Genomic DNA, 20,216 nt, shown 5'->3' with positions numbered 1-20,216 from the left:
CAAAATCGATGAACGAAAATGTTTCTATTTAAATGTATCCATTCTATTAGTATATAGCCTTTTATTTTTTAATACAACATAAGGGAATATTTGTTGCATAAAATTCGAAAAGACTTGATTGCAAAAAAGCAATCAAGTCCGATTTAAACATTTTTTCCATTAGTTTTTATCTAGGTTCGACAATGAGCTTGATGGCAGTTCTTTCTTCTCCATCAATAATGATATCTGTAAAAGCAGGGATACAAATTAAGTCAACACCACCTGGGGCGACAAATCCCCTCGCAATCGCTACTGCCTTCACTGCTTGATTCAATGCCCCAGCCCCGATTGCTTGAATTTCTGCACCGCCTCTTTCACGGAGAACACCTGCCAGCGCGCCCGCCACAGAATTTGGATTGGATTTTGCTGAAACTTTTAATATTTCCATTTCTTGTTCCTCCTTGTCATTTCCCCATAGCGATTGCCTTGTCAATCTCAATCGCAGTTAACCTTTCCATTGTTACTATATTCAGGTAATTTATGAACTATTCCGGTTTGTCCAAAACACGTTAAAGGAGAAACAAGATTATTGTTTTTTATTCATTATACATTGGCTGATCATCATTGATTAAGATTGTTTTAATGTTTACTGCCTTACCAGATTGATCATCAATATTAATTATACAAGCGCTTAATTGCTTCCTCCCGCTCTTTGGTACTTCAAAACGAGCAGGCAATGCTGTAATAAATTTTTTTATTACCGCTTCTTTTTCCATTCCAAGAATTCCGTCATACGGTCCTGTCATCCCTACATCTGACATATAAGCAGTCCCGTTTGGCAGAATTCGATTGTCTGCCGTTTGGACATGCGTATGTGTACCGATGACGGCTGACACTTTCCCATCTAAATACCAACCCATTGCTTGTTTTTCGCTCGTTGCTTCGGCATGAAAGTCAACGAAGATAATATTCGTTCGTTTTTTGGCTAACGTAATGAGTTCGTCCGCTTTAGTAAATGGACAATCTAGCGGCGGCATAAATGTCCTTCCTTGCAAGTTAATAACCGCAACTTCAATAGAATTTAATCTTATAAAGATTAAACCTTTCCCAGGGGTATTTTCAGGAAAATTAGCTGGACGTACTAAATACTTTGCTGTATCAATAAATTCAAAAATACCTTTGTTATCCCATGCATGATTTCCAAGAGTTACGACATTGGCACCGGCTTCTAAAAATTGCTTGTAAATTTGCTCTGTAATCCCTCTTCCACCTGCGGCATTTTCTCCGTTTACTATTGTTACATGTGGTCGATATTTTCTTTTTAATAATGGAAGGTAATCTTTAATCATTTCCCTGCCCGGCGATCCAACTACATCGCCAACAAATAATATATCCATATTAATCCCTTTCTAACTTTAAGTTTACTGCCATATATATTCTAGCATTTTTATGAACAAAAGCGTAAGCGCCTGTTTAGCGATGGACAAACTTTTTAAAAGAAACACGGTGAGCCACGAAAAGCGGAAGGCGCTTGATTAGGGGCGACAATCAAATGTTCTTTAGACAGGGACACCTGGTCTCGAGGCTACTTGACCTCGAGTACCTAGCGCTTGAGCAGGACCATAGCGAGCCAATATTGACATACGCAAACAGAAACCGAAAGTTTGCTAGTCGCCGGCTGCCTGCACTAGACGGGAACTATCTTCTTAAAGAATCCACAAAGATTCAATTTTATCATTTCCTAAGAAAGCACAAAAAAGCAGTGTGAGATCACACTGCTTATTTCGCATATTCAACGGCTCTTGTTTCACGAATGACGGTAACTTTGATATGCCCAGGATAATCGAGGTCATCCTCAATTCTTTTACGGATATCACGAGCAAGTCTATGTGCTTCCAAGTCATTAATTTGTTCCGGTTTCACTATAATGCGAACTTCTCTACCTGCTTGAATGGCAAAAGACTTTTCTACACCATCATAAGACTCGGAGATTTCCTCCAGCTTTTCAAGGCGCCTAATATAGTTTTCTAGCGTTTCACTTCTCGCACCTGGTCTAGCAGCTGATAAAGCATCTGCTGCAGCGACAAGAACTGCAATAATAGATGTAGGCTCAGTGTCACCATGGTGAGAAGCAATACTATTAATTACAACTTCATGCTCTTTATACTTTGTGGCAAGCTCAATACCGATTTCAACGTGGCTACCTTCCACTTCATGGTCAATCGCTTTACCGATATCATGAAGAAGGCCTGCACGGCGGGCAAGAGTTTCGTCTTCTCCCAATTCCGCTGCAAGAAGTCCAGATAGGAAGGCTACTTCCATGGAGTGCTTAAGAACATTTTGCCCATAGCTTGTCCGGTATTTCAAGCGTCCGAGAATTTTAATTAAATCAGGATGCAATCCATGAACTCCCACTTCAAAAGTTGTTTGTTCACCGATTTCACGAATATGTTCATCCACTTCCCGTCTTGCTTTATCCACCATTTCTTCAATGCGAGCTGGATGGATCCGGCCATCTTGAACAAGTTTCTCCAAAGCTATCCGAGCAGTTTCACGCCTAATTGGGTCAAAACCGGAAAGAATGACAGCTTCTGGTGTATCATCTATGATGAGATCTATCCCTGTCAATGTTTCAAGTGTTCGAATGTTTCGGCCTTCACGACCAATGATCCGGCCTTTCATTTCATCGTTAGGCAGATTCACGACGGATACAGTTGTTTCCGCAACATGCTCTGCTGCACAACGTTGAATGGCAAGGGAAAGAATATTCTTAGCTTTCTTATCCGCATCTTCCTTTGCTCGCATTTCACTTTCTTTTATCATGAGGGCCGATTCATGTGCTAATTCCTTTTCGACGCCTGATAAAATAATGGATTTTGCATCTTCACGAGTCAAGCCTGAAATGCGTTCTAGCTCACTTTTCTGCTTGCGGATCATCTCATCCACTTTGCTTTCCATCTCTTCAATATGTTGTTGTCTTTCATTAAGAGATTCCTCTTTCTTTTCAAGCATATTTTCACGCTTGTCAAGAGTTTCGTCTTTCCGGTCGAGGTTCTCCTCCTTTTGCAATAAGCGGTTTTCTTGTTTTTGCAATTCGGTTCTTCTATCCCGAAGTTCACGTTCAGTTTCAGTTCGAAGTTTATGATTTTCATCCTTCGCTTCCAACAGGGCTTCTTTTTTCATAGATTCTGCTTCGCGCTTTGCATCTTCTAAAATGAGTTCTGCAGAACCTCTTGCACCTGTTATTTTTGCTTGAGCAAATGTTTTAAAGATGAAATAGCCAACAACTACACCGACGATAAGGCTAAGCAAAATGGAGATGATGAGTATGAGTGTTTCCATAAATTCACCCCCTCTTGCTATTAACTTGTATCATGTTTCTAACATGTCGGCTGGTACATTGTTACATAGGTTTCAATATACAGAGCCAAGCTCAAAATTTTCATGCGAAAAAAATGTAAAATATACAAGTTAATTTTATAGTTGTGGCGTTTCATTGTCAAGGGATGACCGTTTTATTGGATGTTTATTTTAATTCTTAGCATTAAATAAGAGAATTAAAAAGAAAAGCAAAGCCGTTTGAAAGGGCTTCGCTTTTATAAAAACAATTAATCATTTAATAAACTAAATTCTTCTTGAGAGTCATCTTCTTCTGGCGGAGCGATTTTTTCTTCATCCAGACCGTAATGTTCACGAATTTTGAACATAATTTCGTTTCTTAGCTCAGGATTCTCTTTTAAAAATTGCTTAGCATTCTCACGACCTTGTCCAAGTCGTTCTTCATTATACGAATACCATGAACCGCTCTTTTGAACAATATCAAGTTCAGAACCCATATCAATAATTTCGCCTTCACGAGAAATTCCTTCACCATACATAATATCTACTTCTGCCACCCGGAATGGAGGAGCAACTTTATTTTTAACTACTTTTACTTTCGTTTTATTTCCAACGATGTCCTGCCCTAACTTAAGTTGTTCAGCACGACGAACTTCAAGGCGAATGGAGGAGTAGAACTTCAATGCGCGTCCCCCTGGTGTTGTTTCGGGATTTCCGAACATAACTCCAACCTTTTCACGAATCTGGTTAATAAAGATAGCGATTGTATTCGATTTATTTATCGCACCTGAAAGTTTACGAAGGGCCTGGGACATTAAGCGTGCTTGTAATCCTACATGTGAGTCTCCCATTTCCCCTTCTATTTCAGCTTTCGGTACCAACGCTGCTACTGAGTCAATAACAATAATTTCAATTGCACCGCTTCGAACAAGTGCTTCCGCAATTTCGAGGGCCTGCTCACCAGTATCTGGCTGGGAAAGAAGCAACTCATCAATATTAACACCCAGCTTTTGTGCATAAACTGGATCGAGCGCATGTTCTGCATCTATAAATGCGGCTTGTCCTCCATTTGCTTGCACTTCTGCAATTGCGTGAAGGGCAACAGTTGTTTTACCAGAGCTTTCTGGTCCATATATTTCAATGACACGTCCACGTGGATATCCACCAACTCCTAAAGCAACATCAAGAGCTAGAGATCCACTAGGTACAGTGGAAATTCTGCGGTCAGTCTGCTCACCGAGTTTCATAATAGACCCTTTTCCAAATTGCTTTTCAATTTGTTTTAATGCCATATCTAATGCTTTCTGACGATCACTCACTAAATTTCCTCCTTATATACTAATATTCTATCGAATGAAGTGTGTTTCATATCAAAAGCTAACTTAAGTATACAGCTTTTCATTCACTTTGCCAAGCAAAAAGCGAACATTTATTCGATTGTTTTTAAACAAAATAATAGTTCATAATAAAATATTGATTATAGGAAAAACCTATTTTAAAAGAGGTTTCCACTATAAAAACTTTTTTTATTCTTTTGAAAAAAAAATAGAGAGCACATAATGCACTCTCTATTATTATCTATTCTTTTAATTCTTGCAATAAATAATGGCAGCCGTACATAACGGATCTCTTTTGATTGCCATTCCTGGAACCTGCTAAATTAAGCAAAAAAGCTTTTGACGGTTTGTTATCGATGGAAATTCCTATCCATACTGTACCCGCTGGGTGACCTTCTAGTGAATCAGGCCCTGCCACCCCTGTAAAGCTAATACCGATATTGGTTCCAAGAATGCTTCTAACATTTTCCGCTAATTCTATTGCACATTCTTTACTAACAACACCATAATGATCAATGGTCTCTTTTTTTACATTACAAAGTTTCATTTTTGCATCGTTGGAATAGCAGACAATCCCGCCTATTAACATTGTGCTGACCCCAACGACTGATGTCATTTCAGCTTGAAAGAGCCCACCTGTCAAACTCTCTGCACATGCAATAGTCAATTTCTTCTCTTCCAAAACTTTAAGAAGTTCTTTCATAATGGAAGTTTGGTCATACCCATAAAAATACTTTCCTACTCTATCATTAACCTTCTTTTCCATCTCATCAATCATTTTATGAGCTTCGTTTTCTGATTGATGTCTTGCGGTAATCCGTAATGTTACTTCGTTATCTCCGGCCAGTGGTGCCACTGTTGGGTTTGTTTGAGAATCTAGTATATCTTCAATCTCTACTTCAAGCTGCGATTCTCCGATTCCAAAATAGCGTAATACCCTAGATTCAATTCTCTCCCGTGTTTCTAATTGATCCAATATAGCTAGACGTCCGTATTTACGGAACATCGGCTGCATTTCATGAGGCGGGCCAGGAAGGAGCATATATGAATAAGATTGATTATGTAAAAACATACCCGGTGCCATTCCATGTTCATTCGGGAGTACCTTGGCTCCCTCGAGGACGAGTGCTTGCTTTTTATTATTTTCAGTCATCGTGCGACCAGTTTTTTCAAAGTATGAAAGGATTGTTTTCATTGCATCTTCGTCTAGCACAAGACTTTTCCCGATATGTTTAGCAATAGTTTCTTTCGTTAGATCATCTTTTGTTGGACCTAACCCGCCGGTAAATATAATTAAGTCCGCTCTTTCTTCCGCATGTAATATAGCTTTTTCTAGTCGAGATGGGTTATCCCCAACGACAGTATGATAATAAACATTAACACCAATTTCAGCTAGCTGCTCTGAAAGATATTTTGCATTCGTATTTACAATCTGCCCTAATAAAAGCTCTGTTCCAACCGCTATGATTTCTGCGTTCATATAACAAATCCTTCCTAACTATTTTGAATTAATAAATATAGTTCGATTTTTATAGAAGTATTCGTAACCAGACCAAACTGTAAATATTAAAGCTACCCAGAGGGCAATATCATCAAGTGGAATTCCAATGGCCTCAAAAAAAACATTATGCAGCAATAAAAGGGAGATTGCTATAATTTGTGCCCAAGTCTTTATTTTCCCTAGCATTGCAGCTGCTACCACTTCACCCGTCCCAGATAAAATCATCCTAAGTCCAGTCACTGCAAACTCTCGACTAATAATGATAATGACAATCCAAGATGGGGCAAGATGCATTTCAACTAGGACAATTAAAGCAGCAGAAACGAGAAGCTTATCAGCTAAAGGGTCTAAAAATTTCCCTAAATTCGTAACTAGGTTATATTTACGTGCATAATAGCCATCCACCCAATCAGTCACTGAAGCTAATATAAAAATCAGTGCTCCTATAAAATGGGAAAGCTCAAGTTCTGTTCCAGGCAAGCTAATTATCCCCCAGTTAAATGGGACTAGCATTAAAATTAAAAAAATCGGAATTAAAATTACCCTTGCCACTGTAATTTTATTTGGCAAATTCATGTTTGTACCTCCTCAAGCAACATACACTGAATTAGTGAAAAAATTACCGCCAATAAGGCGGTAATTGAATCCTATTCCTTTTTTTGGAATTGGACATAGATGTTTTGTACAACATTCTGTTCAGGAGATAACTCATATTCTAATAATTCTTCGTTAACATAAATCTCAGTTTTAGTTGAATCTCCTGCTCTCACATAAACTTTAGAATCGTTGGTAAGATCAAATTTTTGACTGGCACCATCTCTCAATTCACCTTGGAAAAGAACTTCGTTATTTCCATTGGCTATTTTCACCCAACTTCTACCTGGGTTCGTAGCTTTCACTTCTACTTCAAACTTATCTGCATTTGATAAAGTATAAGTAGTATTATTACCAGATGTGCTGTCCACGCTAATTTCTTGCTTTGCAGGTTCCTCCGTAACAGGCTCCTCTTCCTCTGGAGGCGAAGTTGTATCGTCCTTCTTCTTATCTGGTGGAGTTTTAACATCTTCCGATTCTGTTATATCAACTGCTCCATTACCGTTATTATTATTTACGGAAGATTTTTCACTTGTGTCCAAATATTTAATAACCAAAAACCAGATTAAAACTAAAATAGCCAAAACAAATATAGCCGTTATAATTTTAGGGAACATTTCCATTACTTTGGAACTGTTCGGAGATACTGACCGTCTAGACTGAGTTCGAGAAAGCTGTTCTGTTAAATTATCCTCATATGCTAGAGGAATTTCACTCTTATATTCATCAAAAAGTAAATCGGGCTCAAGTCCCACAGCTTCTGCATATTGTTTAATAAATGCCCTGGCATAAAATTTTCCAGGCAAAGTATCATAATTTCCTTCTTCGATAGCAACTAAGTATCTCTTTTGAATTCTTGTTACATTTTGCAATTGATCTAAAGTAATGCTTTTTTCTTCACGAGCCATACGAAGCCGGCTTCCTAATTCCGTCAATGAAAACACCTGCCAATCCTAAAAATCAAAACCGAAGTTTGGTTCGGAAAATAAGTTATGGTCTTGCACAATTTCATATGTAATTTCTTCCTCATCATTATTTCTTAGTTCAATAATATAATCGAAATCTTCAATGGAAAATTCGGAATGCTGAACAAATATATCAGGATGTTCAATTACTTTTACAGCTGGAAGCTTCATGATTTCCCTAACTAACCGCCAATGTCGTTCATCAGCTCTCCTTCTTGAAACAATTCCATCTAGGATGAATATATTATCAGCATTGTACTCATCTTTTATTAATTCTTTACGTATTGTTTGCTTTAATAATGTTGATGATACAAAAAGCCATTTTTTATTGGCACATACACTTGATGCAACTATAGATTCCGTTTTCCCGACACGTGGCATACCTCTAATACCAATTAATTTATGACCTTCTTGTTTAAATAATTCGGCCATAAAATCAACCAAAAGTCCGAGTTCATCGCGTACGAAACGAAATGTTTTTTTATCATCCATATCACGTTGTATATACCTACCGTGCCTTACTGCGAGACGATCTCTAAGTTTAGGTTCACGAATTTTTGTTATTTTAATCGTTTCAACTGTCTTCAAGATTGATTCAAGTCGTAAAATTTGATTTTTACTACTTGCACGGATTAAAAGTCCACGCCTTCCACTGTCAATCCCGTTAATGCTAACGATATTAATCGAGAGCATCCCTAATAATGATGAAATATCCCCAAGTAAACCTGGACGATCAATCATAATTTCATATTCTAAATACCATTCTTTCCTGTCCATTCAAACATCCCCTTGAATTTGGCGGACTTCATGTCTCTTCATCATAGTTGTCTCGATTATATCATAGCCCATATTAAATAAACATGAAAGAAAAAACATAAAAAAAATCGTCAAATTCTGACATAAAAAAAAGACTGCCTCATTTATAAGGGCAAATCCTTTAGACCCAAGTAGGATTCAAGCCGCTTGTAAGACAGTCTGAACTTATATCTAATGTGTGCTATTATTTTCGACAAGTTTCACCATAATACTTGCAATCGCTCTTTGTTCATCTTCAGAAGCAACAGACCATAAGTCAGCAAGTACTCTTTCTTGTTCATTTTTAGGATCAACTTGCTTTGCAAGATAATCGCCTACTTGGTGTGCCAGTTGATTGATTACTTTATCTGACATCCCTTGTTCTTGAGCATTATCTAAGCGATCGCCAAGGAAGTTCTTCCACTGTTCCCAATTTTCAAGTACTGACATGTCATTTCCTCCTTTGGAATTAACGTTCAAAGTTATTATGCACACGGAAAACTAACATTATTCAGTACTGTTTTTCATTTTTAATCAATTTTTATGTATACCAACCACCATTAACACCAATTACTTGTCCAGTAATATATGAGGATTCTTTCGACAATAAAAAGGCAATAACATCAGAAATTTCTTCTGGTTCTGCCAATCTGCCGACCGGAATTTCAGATGCAAGCACTTCAATTTCTTCCTCGGAAAACCTTTGTAACATATTTGTATTGACAGCTCCTGGTGCTACACAATTTATTCTTGTCCCCGACCTCGCAATTTCCTTGCTAAGTGCTTTCACGAAGGCAATTTGAGCACCTTTTACGGTAGAATATATTACTTCACAAGCTGCACCTGTCTGACCCCAAATAGAGCTAATGAGAACAATACTGCTTTCCGGAGTCTTCATTAATTGTGGCAGGAGCTTCTGTATAATGATTAACGGGCTTTTTACATGTAGCTGTAGCATTTCATCAATAGTATGTTCACTTAAATCGGTAAATAATCCATATGGTGCTGTGCCACTTGAACAAACGATTGCGTTAAGATGGAAAATCGAACTGCAAACAGTTTGGACACCTGCTTCAGTCGAAAGATCGGCGCAAATTGGAATAAGTTCTGTATTGTATGTTTTTAGTTTTTTAAGAAACTCCATCATTTTTTGTTCGTTTTTATAGTAATGTAAATATAAATTCCAACCTTCTCGGGCAAGCTTTATAGCTGTAGCTGCACCTATTCCCCCGCTCGCTCCGGTTATTAACGCAAATTTTTTCATCTTTTGTTTTCTCCCATAAAAACAGCCCGGTTTAATCCGGGCCGATTTCTTTAATTTAATATTGATTCCACTAAATAATAAAATCGGCTTGAAAGGGAATTGAACCCACTTGAAAGGAATGAAAATAACCGACTGTTAGACAATAGAATCAAATTGAACGGCTTGTTGTGACTAAACAATTGATCATTAAATTCGAGGGAAACTATTACGGTTGTCATGTTGCGATTTCTTTCGTCAAGAGGATGAGATTTTACTTCCTTACGATTTTCACTAAAAGCTGTCTCCCAATCACCAATCATTCGAATTGCTCAATCTATTTTTTGGGAACTACTTGGCAAACAGTCATTCGATTCTCATCGATAAATTGATTGGCAGATTCCTTTATATAATCAAAGTGTAATTCTTCCAATACTTGAACCGTATCAAAAAGATCCATGCCATTAAACGCATATCTCGTAAATTGATTTGCAATAAATTCTGGAGAATTCATAGATCGCAAAAATCCCCCAATACGCTTTTTCTTTGCACGTTGTAATGCTTCGTCTGATAAATATTGACCGTTTTTAGCTTCAAGTAAAATCGATTGCAAACGTTCAGTTAATGCGTCTGGATCTTTTGTGTCACTCCCGACATACGCAAAACCAAATCCCCGCTCCAACGTATAGTTATATTGAAATGTATCGTCTATTAATCCGCTTGTAATGAGCTCCTCATAGTTTTCAGAGCTTTTACCAAATAATAATTCAAAAATAATATTGATCGCAAGTTCATGTTTTAGCATTTCCCTGCCATCTAAATCAACTTTCTTTCCTTTTATACCAACATAACATTTCGGTGTTTGGACATTCATTTTTAGCTCTTGTTTTTTATTATGAACAGAGTCTGGTTCTTCCTCGAAATACCTCTGAATTTCTGGAGCGTCGCTATATTTCTTACTAGATTGATTCTCACGGATAAGATTTATCATTTTATCCGGATCCACAGGTCCCACCAAGAAAAGCAACATATTACTTGGATGATAAAAAGTATTGTAGCATTCATAAAGAAGGTCTGCCGTAATATGAGAAATGGATTCAACTGTTCCAGCTATGTCAATCTTTACAGGATGATGATGATACATGTTTTCAATTGTACCAAAGAAAAGCCTCCAGTCGGGATTATCATCATACATTCTAATTTCTTGACCAATGATTCCTTTTTCTTTTTCTACTGACTTTTCCGTAAAATAAGGCTCTTGCACCATATTTAATAGTGTAGTTAGATTCTTTTCCACTTCATTCGTACTGGAAAATAAGTATGCTGTTCTAGTGAAAGAAGTGAAAGCATTTGCCGAAGCTCCTTGTTTACTAAATTGCTGAAATACATCGCCCTGCTCTTTTTCAAACATTTTATGTTCTAAAAAATGGGCTATTCCATCCGGGACGCGAATATATTCGTCTTTATTCAACGGTTTAAATTGATGATCAATGGATCCATAGTTTGTCGTAAAAGTAGCGAAAGTTTTATTGAATCCCATTTTTGGAAGAATGTATACTTGCAATCCATTATCAAGTTTTTCATAAAAAAGCTTTTCTTGAATTTGATCGAATTCAATTGTCTTCATGCCTGTTCACCTTCCATTCCGGAAAGAAAATAAATTGTATCAAGTTCAACTTTATTGGCTACTGCGATAATATCATCATGTGATGTAGAATTCGTTTTTTCAATCCAATCATTCATTTTAACATCAGTTCCGGCAACGATATTATGATAAAAGACCTCTATGACACCTCTGGCTGAGTCAATCGTTTCTAGAAATTGATTTTGTATGACTGCCTTCGTTTGTGAAATTTCCTCTTCAGTAAAACTGCCATCTTTCATTAATTTCAACTGATCTTTTATAATAGTAACTGCTTTTTCATAATTATTGGAGTCAATACCTGACATGATCATTAATAATCCTTTATGGCTTTCCACTCTACTGGCTGCATAATAGGCAAGGCTTTCCTTTTCACGTACATTCATAAAAAGTTTAGAATGCGGAAAACCTCCGAAAATACCATTAAACATTTGCAGTGCAAAATAATCAGAATCCCCATATCTGATATTTGTGCGACAACCCATGTTTAGCTTTCCTTGATTGAGGTCTTGTGTTTCCTTTACTTCTTTCACATTAGAGACTTCATTGTCTTGTACTCTTACGTGTGGTTGAATCGTTCTTTCCTGATATTGAAATACCGAACAAAAACTTTCCACTTCGTTAGGATCAATATCTCCAATAATGTATAGATCCATCTTATCCTCGGCAAATGCTCGTTCATAATATTCGTATAAAGTCGCGCCTGTAATGTCATCTACTTGATCTTCACTACCAGTTGCCTGAATCGAATATGGTTCACCTTTACACATTTCTTCAACTAGGCGAACACTTGCATATCGCATTTTGTCATCATAAACTGATTGAATCCGTCTTTTTAGACTCCTTTTTTCTTTCTGCATTGTTGCTTCATCAAAAACACGATCTGTCACATTAGGATTTTGAATAACTTCTTTTAAAAATTCGATAGCTTTTTGCAGCAGCGGAGTTTTATCTTGTAAAAATTTCTCATTTGCAATCTCTATTGTAAAAGAGATTATATGGTATTCACCTTTTTTAGCTACATCAGTATAAAATGAAGCACCGTAAAGATCATCCAAATAGGAGCGAAATGCGCTCGTAGTGCTATACTTTTTCGAATTGCTTTGAAGTACATTAGGCAGCAATGCCCGAAATGTAGCCGTATCTTTCTGAAGAGGAGCTTTCATTTTCCATACAACGGTATTCGTTTTGTACTTGTCAGTTGGAATAATATGAAGTGTGTATCCAGACTTTTCCACTATGTTTTCCTTAACAAGTTCCATATAGAATCCTCCATTACTCACGAATTTCAAACCAATTTATGAAAGTGGGACAGATTCTTTTGTGAACAGTCCCACTTTACATAATATTATTATAGTTCTTTCCGTAGCTTCCTTATAGTTTATGACTTCATAAGACTCTTTATTCAATAGGAGCTCGCTATCTTTTCCCTTTTATATATGGAGTTCCCGACGCTTTTGGAGCATCTGCTCTTCCGATAAATCCTGCTAATGCCAAAATAGTTAACACATATGGTGCGATAAATAAAAATACGGAAGGTACGTTTTGAAGAATTGGAATTCTTGACCCTACTATACTTAGGCTTTGTGCAAATCCAAAAAATAACGCTCCGCCCATCGCGCCCAGCGGATGCCATTTTCCAAAAATCATCGCTGCCAAAGCCATAAATCCTTGACCAGTAATCGTTGTATGACTAAAATTTCCGGTAAAAGACTGTGCATAAACGGCACCGCCCGCTCCTCCTAATACCCCCGATAGAAATACTCCAATGTATCTAAGCCGTGTCACACTAATCCCCATCGTATCCGCTGCCATTGGATGTTCTCCAACTGTACGGATTCTTAAGCCAAATGGTGTTTTATAAATGACATACCATACTACAAATGACAGAAGAATGGTTACATATGCTACGTAAGAAACATTGGTAAAAAAGATCTTTCCGATAATTGGAATATCACTTAAAAGAGGTATATCAACCTTGCGAATATTCTCTACAATCATTTCGGTCTGGCCTTTGCCAAATATTTTTTTGACGAGAAAAATTGATAGTCCAAGTGCTAAAAAGTTGATTGCTACACCACTTACAACTTGATCGGCTCTAAATGTAATGGATGCAACAGCATGCAATAGTGAAAAAATCCCTCCAAAAAGCATCGCAACAACAATAGCAAGCCATGGGGTTGCTGCACCGAAAATATCGGCCGTATAGTAATTAAAAAGAATACCGCTAAATGCACCTATTACCATTAAACCTTCCAATCCGATATTAACAACACCTGAACGTTCCGAAAAAACTCCACCAAGTGCGGTGAGTATGAGTGGTGCAGCTGCCAATATAGATGAGGAGATAATAAGAGATAGTAATGTTGTGATTTCCACTTATTTCACACCCCTTCGGAAACGCCCTATCAGCCATTTGATCATGTAACTTGATGCTACAAAGAAAATAATAAAGGCAATGACAATTTCCACTAGTTCTTCTGGAACATTTGCATTAGGCATTTGTAGTGCTCCAACTTTCAAACCACCAAATAAAAATGCCGCTAGAACGACTCCGATCCCAGTATTTCCGCCTAATAAGGCAACAGCAATTCCATCAAATCCTACTCCGGAAAAGCCTGTGTGAATAAAAGCATTCCCAAAGGTACCTAATCCTTCCATTGCGCCAGCAAGTCCTGCGAATGCGCCTGAAATGACCATAGATGAAATAATATTTCGATTGACGCTCATTCCAGCATATTCAGCTGCATGATGATTATATCCAACCGCACGAAGTTCAAATCCCGCCTTCGTTTTTTCTAACAGGAACCACATGATAAATGCCGCTATAAATGCAAGGTAAATACCATTATGCAAAGTAGAATAATCTGTTATCCGTTCAAAAAATGGCGAATGAAGTGAAGCAGAATCTGGAATAATCGCTGTCGAATCCTTATGATCTGATAACACATAGCGAATCATATAATTCGTCACATATAAAGCGATATAGTTCATCATTATCGTTACAATAACTTCATGAACCCGGAGTCTAGCTTTTAAGAATCCTGGAATAAATCCCCATACCGCACCTGCTAATGCAGCAACAATGATGGCTAATGGCAAATGGATGATTTTAGGCAGATCAAAAGATAAACCAACCCAAATAGCAGCTACCCAACCAACTAACAATTGTCCTTCAACCCCAATATTAAATAGGCCTGTCCTAAATGCAAAAGCAACAGCAAGTCCTGCAAAAATGTATGGTGTCATCTGTCTTAATGTTTCACCAATTAAATAAGATTCTCCAAATATTCCAGTCCATAAAGCGGCGTATCCAGCAATTGGATTATAGCCACTTACAAGCATAATGATGGCTCCTGTAATAAGACCAAAAATTACTGCAATGACTGGAACTAATATATTTGTTAAACGATTAGACATAAGTATCACCACCTGCTGCTTCTCTTTTCATACCGGCCATTAATAACCCAAGTTCTTGTTCATTCGTTTCGTCAGCATTTACTATTTTAATGATATTCCCTTCGAAAATAACTGCAATTCGATCACTGACGTTTAGTATTTCATCCAATTCAAATGAAACGAGTAATACAGCTTTGCCGCTATCCCGCTGTTCAATAAGGCGCTTATGAATGAACTCAATTGCTCCTACATCAAGACCTCTTGTCGGTTGGGCAGCAATCAAAAGATCGGGATCACGATCTACTTCTCGTCCAATAATGGCTTTTTGTTGATTTCCACCCGAAAGAGCACGGGCATGAGTAAACGCACTCGGAGTTCGAACATCGTACTCTGATATAAGCGTATTTGCTTTCTTATATATTTCTTTGAAGTCCAAAACTCCATATTTTGAAAAAGGTTTCTGATAATACGTTTGTAATACCATGTTTTCACCTATGGAATAATCAAGGACTAGACCGTGTTTATGTCGGTCCTGAGGTATATGCCCTAGACCAGATTCAGTGATTTTTCTAGGTTTGAGGTTCATAATTTCTTTGCTGTTTAATTTAATCGATCCGCTCTCACCCTTACGCAGTCCTGTTATCGCTTCAATAAGCTCGGCCTGACCATTTCCATCTACTCCGGCAATCCCAATGATTTCTCCTGATTTTAGTGACAAATTAAGTCCATTAACTGCAGAAACACCACGATTATCGTTTACGAATAAATCTTTTATTTCAAGAACTGTTTCCTTCGGATTTGCTTTCGTTTTTTCGGTTGTAAATAACACCTCACGGCCAACCATTAAATTAGCAAGTTCATTTGTATTCGTATCTTTTACATCTACAGTGCCAATTCCTTCTCCTTTTCGAATTACGGTTACTCTATCGCAAATTTCCATAATTTCCTTTAACTTATGGGTGATTAAAATAATCGATTTGCCTTCTTTAATTAAGGTTTTCATAATTTGACTTAATTCTTTAATTTCTTGTGGAGTAAGCACTGCAGTAGGTTCATCGAATATTAATATATCCGCACCTCTATATAACGTTTTCAAAATCTCTACTCTTTGCTGCATACCAACAGAGATATCTGCTATTTTAGCTCTTGGATTAACAGATAATCCATATCTTTCAGAGATTTCTTGTACTTGCTTTTCTGCACTTTTTATATCAATTGATATACCTTTTCTTGGTTCTTTACCGAGTATGATATTTTCAGTTACAGTAAATGGTTCAACTAGCATAAAATGTTGATGAACCATTCCAATGCCTAAATCATTCGCAATGAGGGGGCTTGTGATCTCTACTTTTTTGCCATTTACTTTAATTTCTCCCCGCTCAGGTTGATATAATCCAAATAATACGTTCATTAATGTTGATTTTCCCGCACCATTTTCTCCGAGCAATGCATGAATCTCGCCCTTCTTTACTTGTAACGTGATATTATCGTTCGCTACAATGCCTGGAAATTCCTTGCGAATGTTTAACATCTCAATCACATAATCCATCCTGATCCTCCTTATTAGAATAGCGTAAGCGCTTTGCTTATCGACTTTATATACTTCTTAAATTAGAGGGGAAGGGATAAGAAGATTGCCAGTCTACGGCTGCTTGTGCATATCAAATAAGCACCAATTTACATTCTTATTCCCCTAATAAATAGTCATTCTCTTTCGGATAGAATACCACTATTCCCTATAAATCAATCCACTTTTATTCACAAAAATACGGGCTGGCCATAAAAGCCAAGCCCGATAATTGTTAGCTTATTTCTTTTTCTTTTCTAATTTATCAGGAACTGTTACGTCGCCGTTTTTAATTTTCCCTTCATATTCTGCAACTTTAGCCAACACGTCATCAGTTAAATGCTCTTTTGAATCAGAGATTTTGATTCCGTTTTCTTCCATACCATATTCAAGAATTTCTCCACCAGGGAAATTTCCATCTTTTGCTTTTAAAGTAACATCTTTAACAGCAACATCTACACGTTTAACCATCGAAGTTAAGGTGATGTTCTCTGTTTTGTCTCCGATTTTAACATCTCCTTCAGGATGTTGATCGCGGTCTACCCCAATTACCCATACATCTCGATTTGGATCCTTTTGTTTTAGGTTTTTCGCTTCAGTGAAAACACCTAGACCCGCTCCACCAGCAGCATGATAAATGATGTCTGCTCCTGAGCTATATTGTGCAGCAGCAATTGCTTGTGCCTTAGAAGAATCAGTAAATGTTCCAGCGAATTGAATATCCACTGTAGCGTTCGGATTTACTTCTTTTACTCCAGCTTCAAATCCAGTAGCAAACTTATTAATTAGATCACTTTCAATTCCACCTACAAAACCAATTTTATTTGATTTTGTCATCAAACCTGCAACGACACCAACGAGGTAGGATCCTTCATGTTCTTTAAACGTAATGCTAGCAACATTATCCTTATCCGGAACTACTGAATCTACAATAACGAAATGGCTTTCTTTACGCTGATCAGCAATTTTAGCAATTGCATCCGTTAATTTAAATCCTACACCATAAATGATATCAAATTTATCTCTTACTGCAGCATTTAGATTTGTAGAGAAATCAGCTTCATTTTTAGATTGATAATAGTTATAGCCATTTTTCCCTTTTTCTAAATTATTATCTTTACCGTATTCTACAAGTCCTTCCCAGGCAGATTGGTTAAAAGATTTATCATCTACTCCACCTTCATCCGTTACCATTGCAGCTGTAAAATTTTTATTTTCCTGCGCTCCATTGGTCCCTTCGTTTTTCTTGTTGTTATTATTGTTATTGCTGCTCCCACAAGCTCCTAATAACATACCAACTGCTAAAATAAGTGACAGCAATAATCCAATATTTCTCTTCTTCACGTAGAGAACCTCCTAATATTTTGATATTAGCAAAGCGAATAACTATGTATCTTTATAATGCCTGCCAATCGCTCATAATATAACATTTTTTATAGATTAAAGTAAATAAGAAGATGTGTAATCTATAAAAAATTCCATTATTAAAAATACTTAGTTATGAAGTATGTTCTTCTGCGGGTTTTGGCACGAGTACAGCACGAGGCTTACTGCCTTCATAAGGTCCTACTACCCCTCTTGCTTCCATTTCATCTATTAGTCTTGCCGCTCTCGTATATCCAATTCTAAATCTACGTTGAAGCATTGAAACGGAAGCAGTTTGCATTTCAGCAATTAACTGAACAGCTTCTTCATATAGTTCATCTTCTACTTCGGAAGATACTTCGGGAACATCCTCTGGAATCATTTCTTCTTGATAATTAGCCTTTTGCTGAGCAATGACAAAGTCAACAACATTCTCAACTTCATCATCAGATAAAAATGCTCCTTGCACTCGGACAGGCTTAGTAGCACCTACCGGTAAAAATAACATATCTCCCCGTCCAAGTAATTTTTCAGCGCCACCCGAATCCAAGATTGTTCTTGAATCTGTTGAAGATGAAACAGCAAATGCAATTCTTGATGGGATATTTGCTTTTATGACCCCTGTAATAACATCAACTGATGGCCTTTGTGTTGCAATGATTAAATGGATCCCGGCAGCCCTTGCCATCTGTGCAAGCCTTGTAATCGAATCCTCTACATCATTTGATGCAACCATCATTAAATCCGCTAATTCATCCACAATTACGACAATATAAGGAAGTAATGGTCTAATATCTTCTGATTCTAAATTGTACCTTCTCATATGCTCGTTATAGCCTTCAATATTTCTTGTTCCAGTATGGGAGAATAGCTCATATCTTCTCTCCATCTCATTAACCACTTTTTTGAGAGCTTGGGATGCTTTTTTTGGATCTGTTACAACAGGTGCCAATAAATGGGGAATTCCATTATATACATTCAACTCCACCATTTTTGGATCAATCATCATCATTTTTACTTCATGGGGCTTAGCTCTCATTAAAACACTCGTTATGATTCCATTGATACAAACACTTTTCCCGCTGCCAGTAGCACCAGCTACGAGCAAATGCGGCATTTTATTTAATTCGGCAACAACTGCTTGTCCAGTAATATCCCTGCCAAGTCCAATCTGAAGTTTAGCTTCTGGTTTATCATGTTCCTTTGACTCTAGTACTTCCCTAAGGGAAACTACTGCTACCTCTGTATTCGGTACTTCTATTCCGATTGCCGATTTACCAGGAATTGGTGCTTCTATTCGAATTCCTTTGGCGGCAAGCGCCAGTGCGATATCATCACTTAAGCTCACAATTCTACTAACCTTTACTCCTGCTTCCGGGTGAATTTCATATTTTGTCACGGCAGGACCGAGATGAACTTGAGTCACCCTCGCTTTCACGCCAAAGCTTTGGAATGTTTTATTTAGCTTTGTTGTATTTTCATGAATCATTTTATACTCACTGCTTTGATCTGTGATCCCTGGCCTAGATAACAATGATAACGGTGGTAATTTATAGTCTTTGTTTTCATGTTCTGTAAAAACAATCGGTGCTGCCAATTCCACTTCTTCCTCAATATTTTCCTGCATAACGATGTCTTCACTAACATCCGTTTCATCCTCAGGATATGCTCTTTCAGTAAAACTAGATATTATCGGTTCAGCTATATTTTCATGATCATCAAGCGGAGCATGAATTTGAGGACTAGGAATAGGTTCCTGTTGTTTTTCACTCGTATTAACCGCTTTTTTATTTTTCTTTTCCTTTCTTTCCGCTTTCCATTCTTTTAAATCAGTCATAAATATTGACCATTGGGACTTGAAGAAATTTCCGATCCATTTCCCTATGCTTCCCATCACTTCACCAATTGATTTGCCGGTTATAAGAATTAATGATATAAGCATAAGGAAAAAGCTAAATATTTTTGTTCCTAAAGAACCGAAGATGAAATAAGTGACGGTTGTCAAAAGTGCGCCGATCATTCCTCCGCCTAATTCCTTAGTCGACGTATTGCCCTTCATAATTTGGAAAAAATCATTGTACGTATTAGCAATGATACTAAACCCTTTTATTTTTTCATTTTCAATTTTCAAATCAAAAAATTTAATATGGGAAAGCAGTAAAAAACAGGCGATAAACAAGTAAATACCGACTATTCTTTGCCCAAAAATGGGCGGAAGCTCTCTCTTTACGATCATATAAACAGCCATTACTAAAATAGCTAATGGACCAACGATATGCCACTCACCAAATAAAAAATAAAATGGAGAATTAATAATTGAGAGCTTATCACCATTTACAATTATAATTAAGCATAAGGCAACGAGTGCGATTCCAGTTATTTCATATTTAAGAATCCGATTCATTTTTTTAGAAGTACGCCTTCTTCGTTTTTTCTTTACCATTTAATCACCTTGTCTGCGCTATAATATTAGTATATTATACCATATTTTAA

At 37.2% G+C, this 20,216-nt stretch carries 17 protein-coding genes; all 17 read right to left on the bottom strand.

Annotation, left to right across the window (positions count from 1 at the left end; genetic code table 11):
- Nucleotides 1-166: 166 nt before the first annotated feature.
- The 17 genes from spoVS to KHA97_RS03000 all read right to left on the bottom strand — a co-directional run bounded on the left by spoVS (nucleotide 167) and on the right by KHA97_RS03000 (nucleotide 20,166).
- Nucleotides 167-427: a stage V sporulation protein S gene (spoVS, locus tag KHA97_RS03080; protein ID WP_213123282.1), complete on the bottom strand. Its 261-nt coding sequence runs from the start codon at nucleotides 425-427 to the stop codon at nucleotides 167-169.
- 148 nt (nucleotides 428-575) lie between these two features.
- The gene (locus KHA97_RS03075; RefSeq protein WP_213123281.1) at nucleotides 576-1,376 is read right to left on the bottom strand and encodes a TIGR00282 family metallophosphoesterase; all 801 of its coding nucleotides are present in this window, start codon (nucleotides 1,374-1,376) and stop codon (nucleotides 576-578) included.
- A 382-nt stretch (nucleotides 1,377-1,758) separates the two neighbouring features.
- Nucleotides 1,759-3,321 (bottom strand): ribonuclease Y, encoded by a 1,563-nt coding sequence (rny, locus tag KHA97_RS03070; RefSeq protein ID WP_213123280.1) that lies wholly within the window; start codon nucleotides 3,319-3,321, stop codon nucleotides 1,759-1,761.
- Between the two features lie 266 nt (nucleotides 3,322-3,587).
- Nucleotides 3,588-4,637: a recombinase RecA gene (gene recA, locus KHA97_RS03065; protein ID WP_213123279.1), complete on the bottom strand. Its 1,050-nt coding sequence runs from the start codon at nucleotides 4,635-4,637 to the stop codon at nucleotides 3,588-3,590.
- 259 nt (nucleotides 4,638-4,896) lie between these two features.
- Nucleotides 4,897-6,135 carry a competence/damage-inducible protein A gene (locus tag KHA97_RS03060; protein WP_213123278.1) on the bottom strand — a complete coding sequence of 413 codons (1,239 nt, stop codon included), beginning with the start codon at nucleotides 6,133-6,135 and terminating at the stop codon, nucleotides 4,897-4,899.
- A gap of 18 nt (nucleotides 6,136-6,153) precedes the next feature.
- The gene (gene pgsA / locus KHA97_RS03055) at nucleotides 6,154-6,732 is read right to left on the bottom strand and encodes a CDP-diacylglycerol--glycerol-3-phosphate 3-phosphatidyltransferase (RefSeq protein ID WP_213123277.1); all 579 of its coding nucleotides are present in this window, start codon (nucleotides 6,730-6,732) and stop codon (nucleotides 6,154-6,156) included.
- Nucleotides 6,733-6,803: 71 nt separating this feature from the next.
- Nucleotides 6,804-7,685 carry a helix-turn-helix domain-containing protein gene (locus KHA97_RS03050; RefSeq protein ID WP_213123276.1) on the bottom strand — a complete coding sequence of 294 codons (882 nt, stop codon included), beginning with the start codon at nucleotides 7,683-7,685 and terminating at the stop codon, nucleotides 6,804-6,806.
- 18 nt (nucleotides 7,686-7,703) lie between these two features.
- Nucleotides 7,704-8,492 (bottom strand): YmfK family protein, encoded by a 789-nt coding sequence (locus KHA97_RS03045; protein ID WP_213123275.1) that lies wholly within the window; start codon nucleotides 8,490-8,492, stop codon nucleotides 7,704-7,706.
- A 210-nt stretch (nucleotides 8,493-8,702) separates the two neighbouring features.
- Nucleotides 8,703-8,960, bottom strand: a complete 258-nt coding sequence (locus KHA97_RS03040; RefSeq protein WP_213123274.1) for a DUF3243 domain-containing protein — start codon at nucleotides 8,958-8,960, stop codon at nucleotides 8,703-8,705.
- A 91-nt stretch (nucleotides 8,961-9,051) separates the two neighbouring features.
- Entirely contained in the window at nucleotides 9,052-9,774 is a 723-nt protein-coding gene (gene ymfI, locus KHA97_RS03035; protein ID WP_213123273.1) for an elongation factor P 5-aminopentanone reductase, read from the bottom strand.
- A 313-nt stretch (nucleotides 9,775-10,087) separates the two neighbouring features.
- Nucleotides 10,088-11,377 carry an EF-P 5-aminopentanol modification-associated protein YfmH gene (gene yfmH / locus KHA97_RS03030; protein ID WP_213123272.1) on the bottom strand — a complete coding sequence of 430 codons (1,290 nt, stop codon included), beginning with the start codon at nucleotides 11,375-11,377 and terminating at the stop codon, nucleotides 10,088-10,090.
- The gene (gene yfmF, locus KHA97_RS03025; RefSeq protein WP_213123271.1) at nucleotides 11,374-12,654 is read right to left on the bottom strand and encodes an EF-P 5-aminopentanol modification-associated protein YfmF; all 1,281 of its coding nucleotides are present in this window, start codon (nucleotides 12,652-12,654) and stop codon (nucleotides 11,374-11,376) included. The genes yfmH and yfmF overlap by 4 nt, the downstream gene beginning before the upstream one ends.
- Nucleotides 12,655-12,811: 157 nt before the next feature.
- A complete protein-coding gene (locus KHA97_RS03020; RefSeq protein ID WP_213123270.1) occupies nucleotides 12,812-13,771 on the bottom strand; it encodes an ABC transporter permease in 960 nt (319 codons plus the stop codon).
- Nucleotides 13,772-14,812, bottom strand: a complete 1,041-nt coding sequence (locus KHA97_RS03015; protein ID WP_213123269.1) for an ABC transporter permease — start codon at nucleotides 14,810-14,812, stop codon at nucleotides 13,772-13,774.
- On the bottom strand, nucleotides 14,805-16,340 hold the full coding sequence (locus KHA97_RS03010) for an ABC transporter ATP-binding protein (RefSeq protein ID WP_213123268.1): 1,536 nt from the start codon (nucleotides 16,338-16,340) through the stop codon (nucleotides 14,805-14,807). The genes KHA97_RS03015 and KHA97_RS03010 overlap by 8 nt, the downstream gene beginning before the upstream one ends.
- A gap of 258 nt (nucleotides 16,341-16,598) precedes the next feature.
- Nucleotides 16,599-17,702 (bottom strand): BMP family lipoprotein, encoded by a 1,104-nt coding sequence (locus KHA97_RS03005; RefSeq protein WP_213123267.1) that lies wholly within the window; start codon nucleotides 17,700-17,702, stop codon nucleotides 16,599-16,601.
- 154 nt (nucleotides 17,703-17,856) lie between these two features.
- Nucleotides 17,857-20,166, bottom strand: coding sequence for an FtsK/SpoIIIE family DNA translocase (locus tag KHA97_RS03000; RefSeq protein WP_213123266.1), 2,310 nt, complete (start codon nucleotides 20,164-20,166; stop codon nucleotides 17,857-17,859).
- Nucleotides 20,167-20,216: the final 50 nt, after the last annotated feature.

This window comes from Lederbergia citri (assembly GCF_018343625.1).
GTDB lineage: Bacteria > Bacillota > Bacilli > Bacillales > Bacillaceae_C > Lederbergia > Lederbergia citri.
Note: the sequence above shows the minus strand (reverse complement) of the source record. Positions and strands in the feature narration are given on the sequence as shown.

Excerpts from the sequence above, each read along its gene's own strand:
- spoVS (WP_213123282.1), bottom strand. The coding sequence starts at position 427 with ATGGAAATATTAAAAGTTTCAGCAAAATCCAATCCAAATTCTGTGGCG.
- KHA97_RS03075 (WP_213123281.1), bottom strand. The coding sequence starts at position 1,376 with ATGGATATATTATTTGTTGGCGATGTAGTTGGATCGCCGGGCAGGGAA.
- rny (WP_213123280.1), bottom strand. The coding sequence starts at position 3,321 with ATGGAAACACTCATACTCATCATCTCCATTTTGCTTAGCCTTATCGTC.
- KHA97_RS03060 (WP_213123278.1), bottom strand. The coding sequence starts at position 6,135 with ATGAACGCAGAAATCATAGCGGTTGGAACAGAGCTTTTATTAGGGCAG.
- pgsA (WP_213123277.1), bottom strand. The coding sequence starts at position 6,732 with ATGAATTTGCCAAATAAAATTACAGTGGCAAGGGTAATTTTAATTCCG.
- KHA97_RS03045 (WP_213123275.1), bottom strand. The coding sequence starts at position 8,492 with ATGGACAGGAAAGAATGGTATTTAGAATATGAAATTATGATTGATCGT.
- KHA97_RS03040 (WP_213123274.1), bottom strand. The coding sequence starts at position 8,960 with ATGTCAGTACTTGAAAATTGGGAACAGTGGAAGAACTTCCTTGGCGAT.
- ymfI (WP_213123273.1), bottom strand. The coding sequence starts at position 9,774 with ATGAAAAAATTTGCGTTAATAACCGGAGCGAGCGGGGGAATAGGTGCA.
- yfmH (WP_213123272.1), bottom strand. The coding sequence starts at position 11,377 with ATGAAGACAATTGAATTCGATCAAATTCAAGAAAAGCTTTTTTATGAA.
- yfmF (WP_213123271.1), bottom strand. The coding sequence starts at position 12,654 with ATGGAACTTGTTAAGGAAAACATAGTGGAAAAGTCTGGATACACACTT.
- KHA97_RS03015 (WP_213123269.1), bottom strand. The coding sequence starts at position 14,812 with ATGTCTAATCGTTTAACAAATATATTAGTTCCAGTCATTGCAGTAATT.
- KHA97_RS03010 (WP_213123268.1), bottom strand. The coding sequence starts at position 16,340 with ATGGATTATGTGATTGAGATGTTAAACATTCGCAAGGAATTTCCAGGC.
- KHA97_RS03000 (WP_213123266.1), bottom strand. The coding sequence starts at position 20,166 with ATGGTAAAGAAAAAACGAAGAAGGCGTACTTCTAAAAAAATGAATCGG.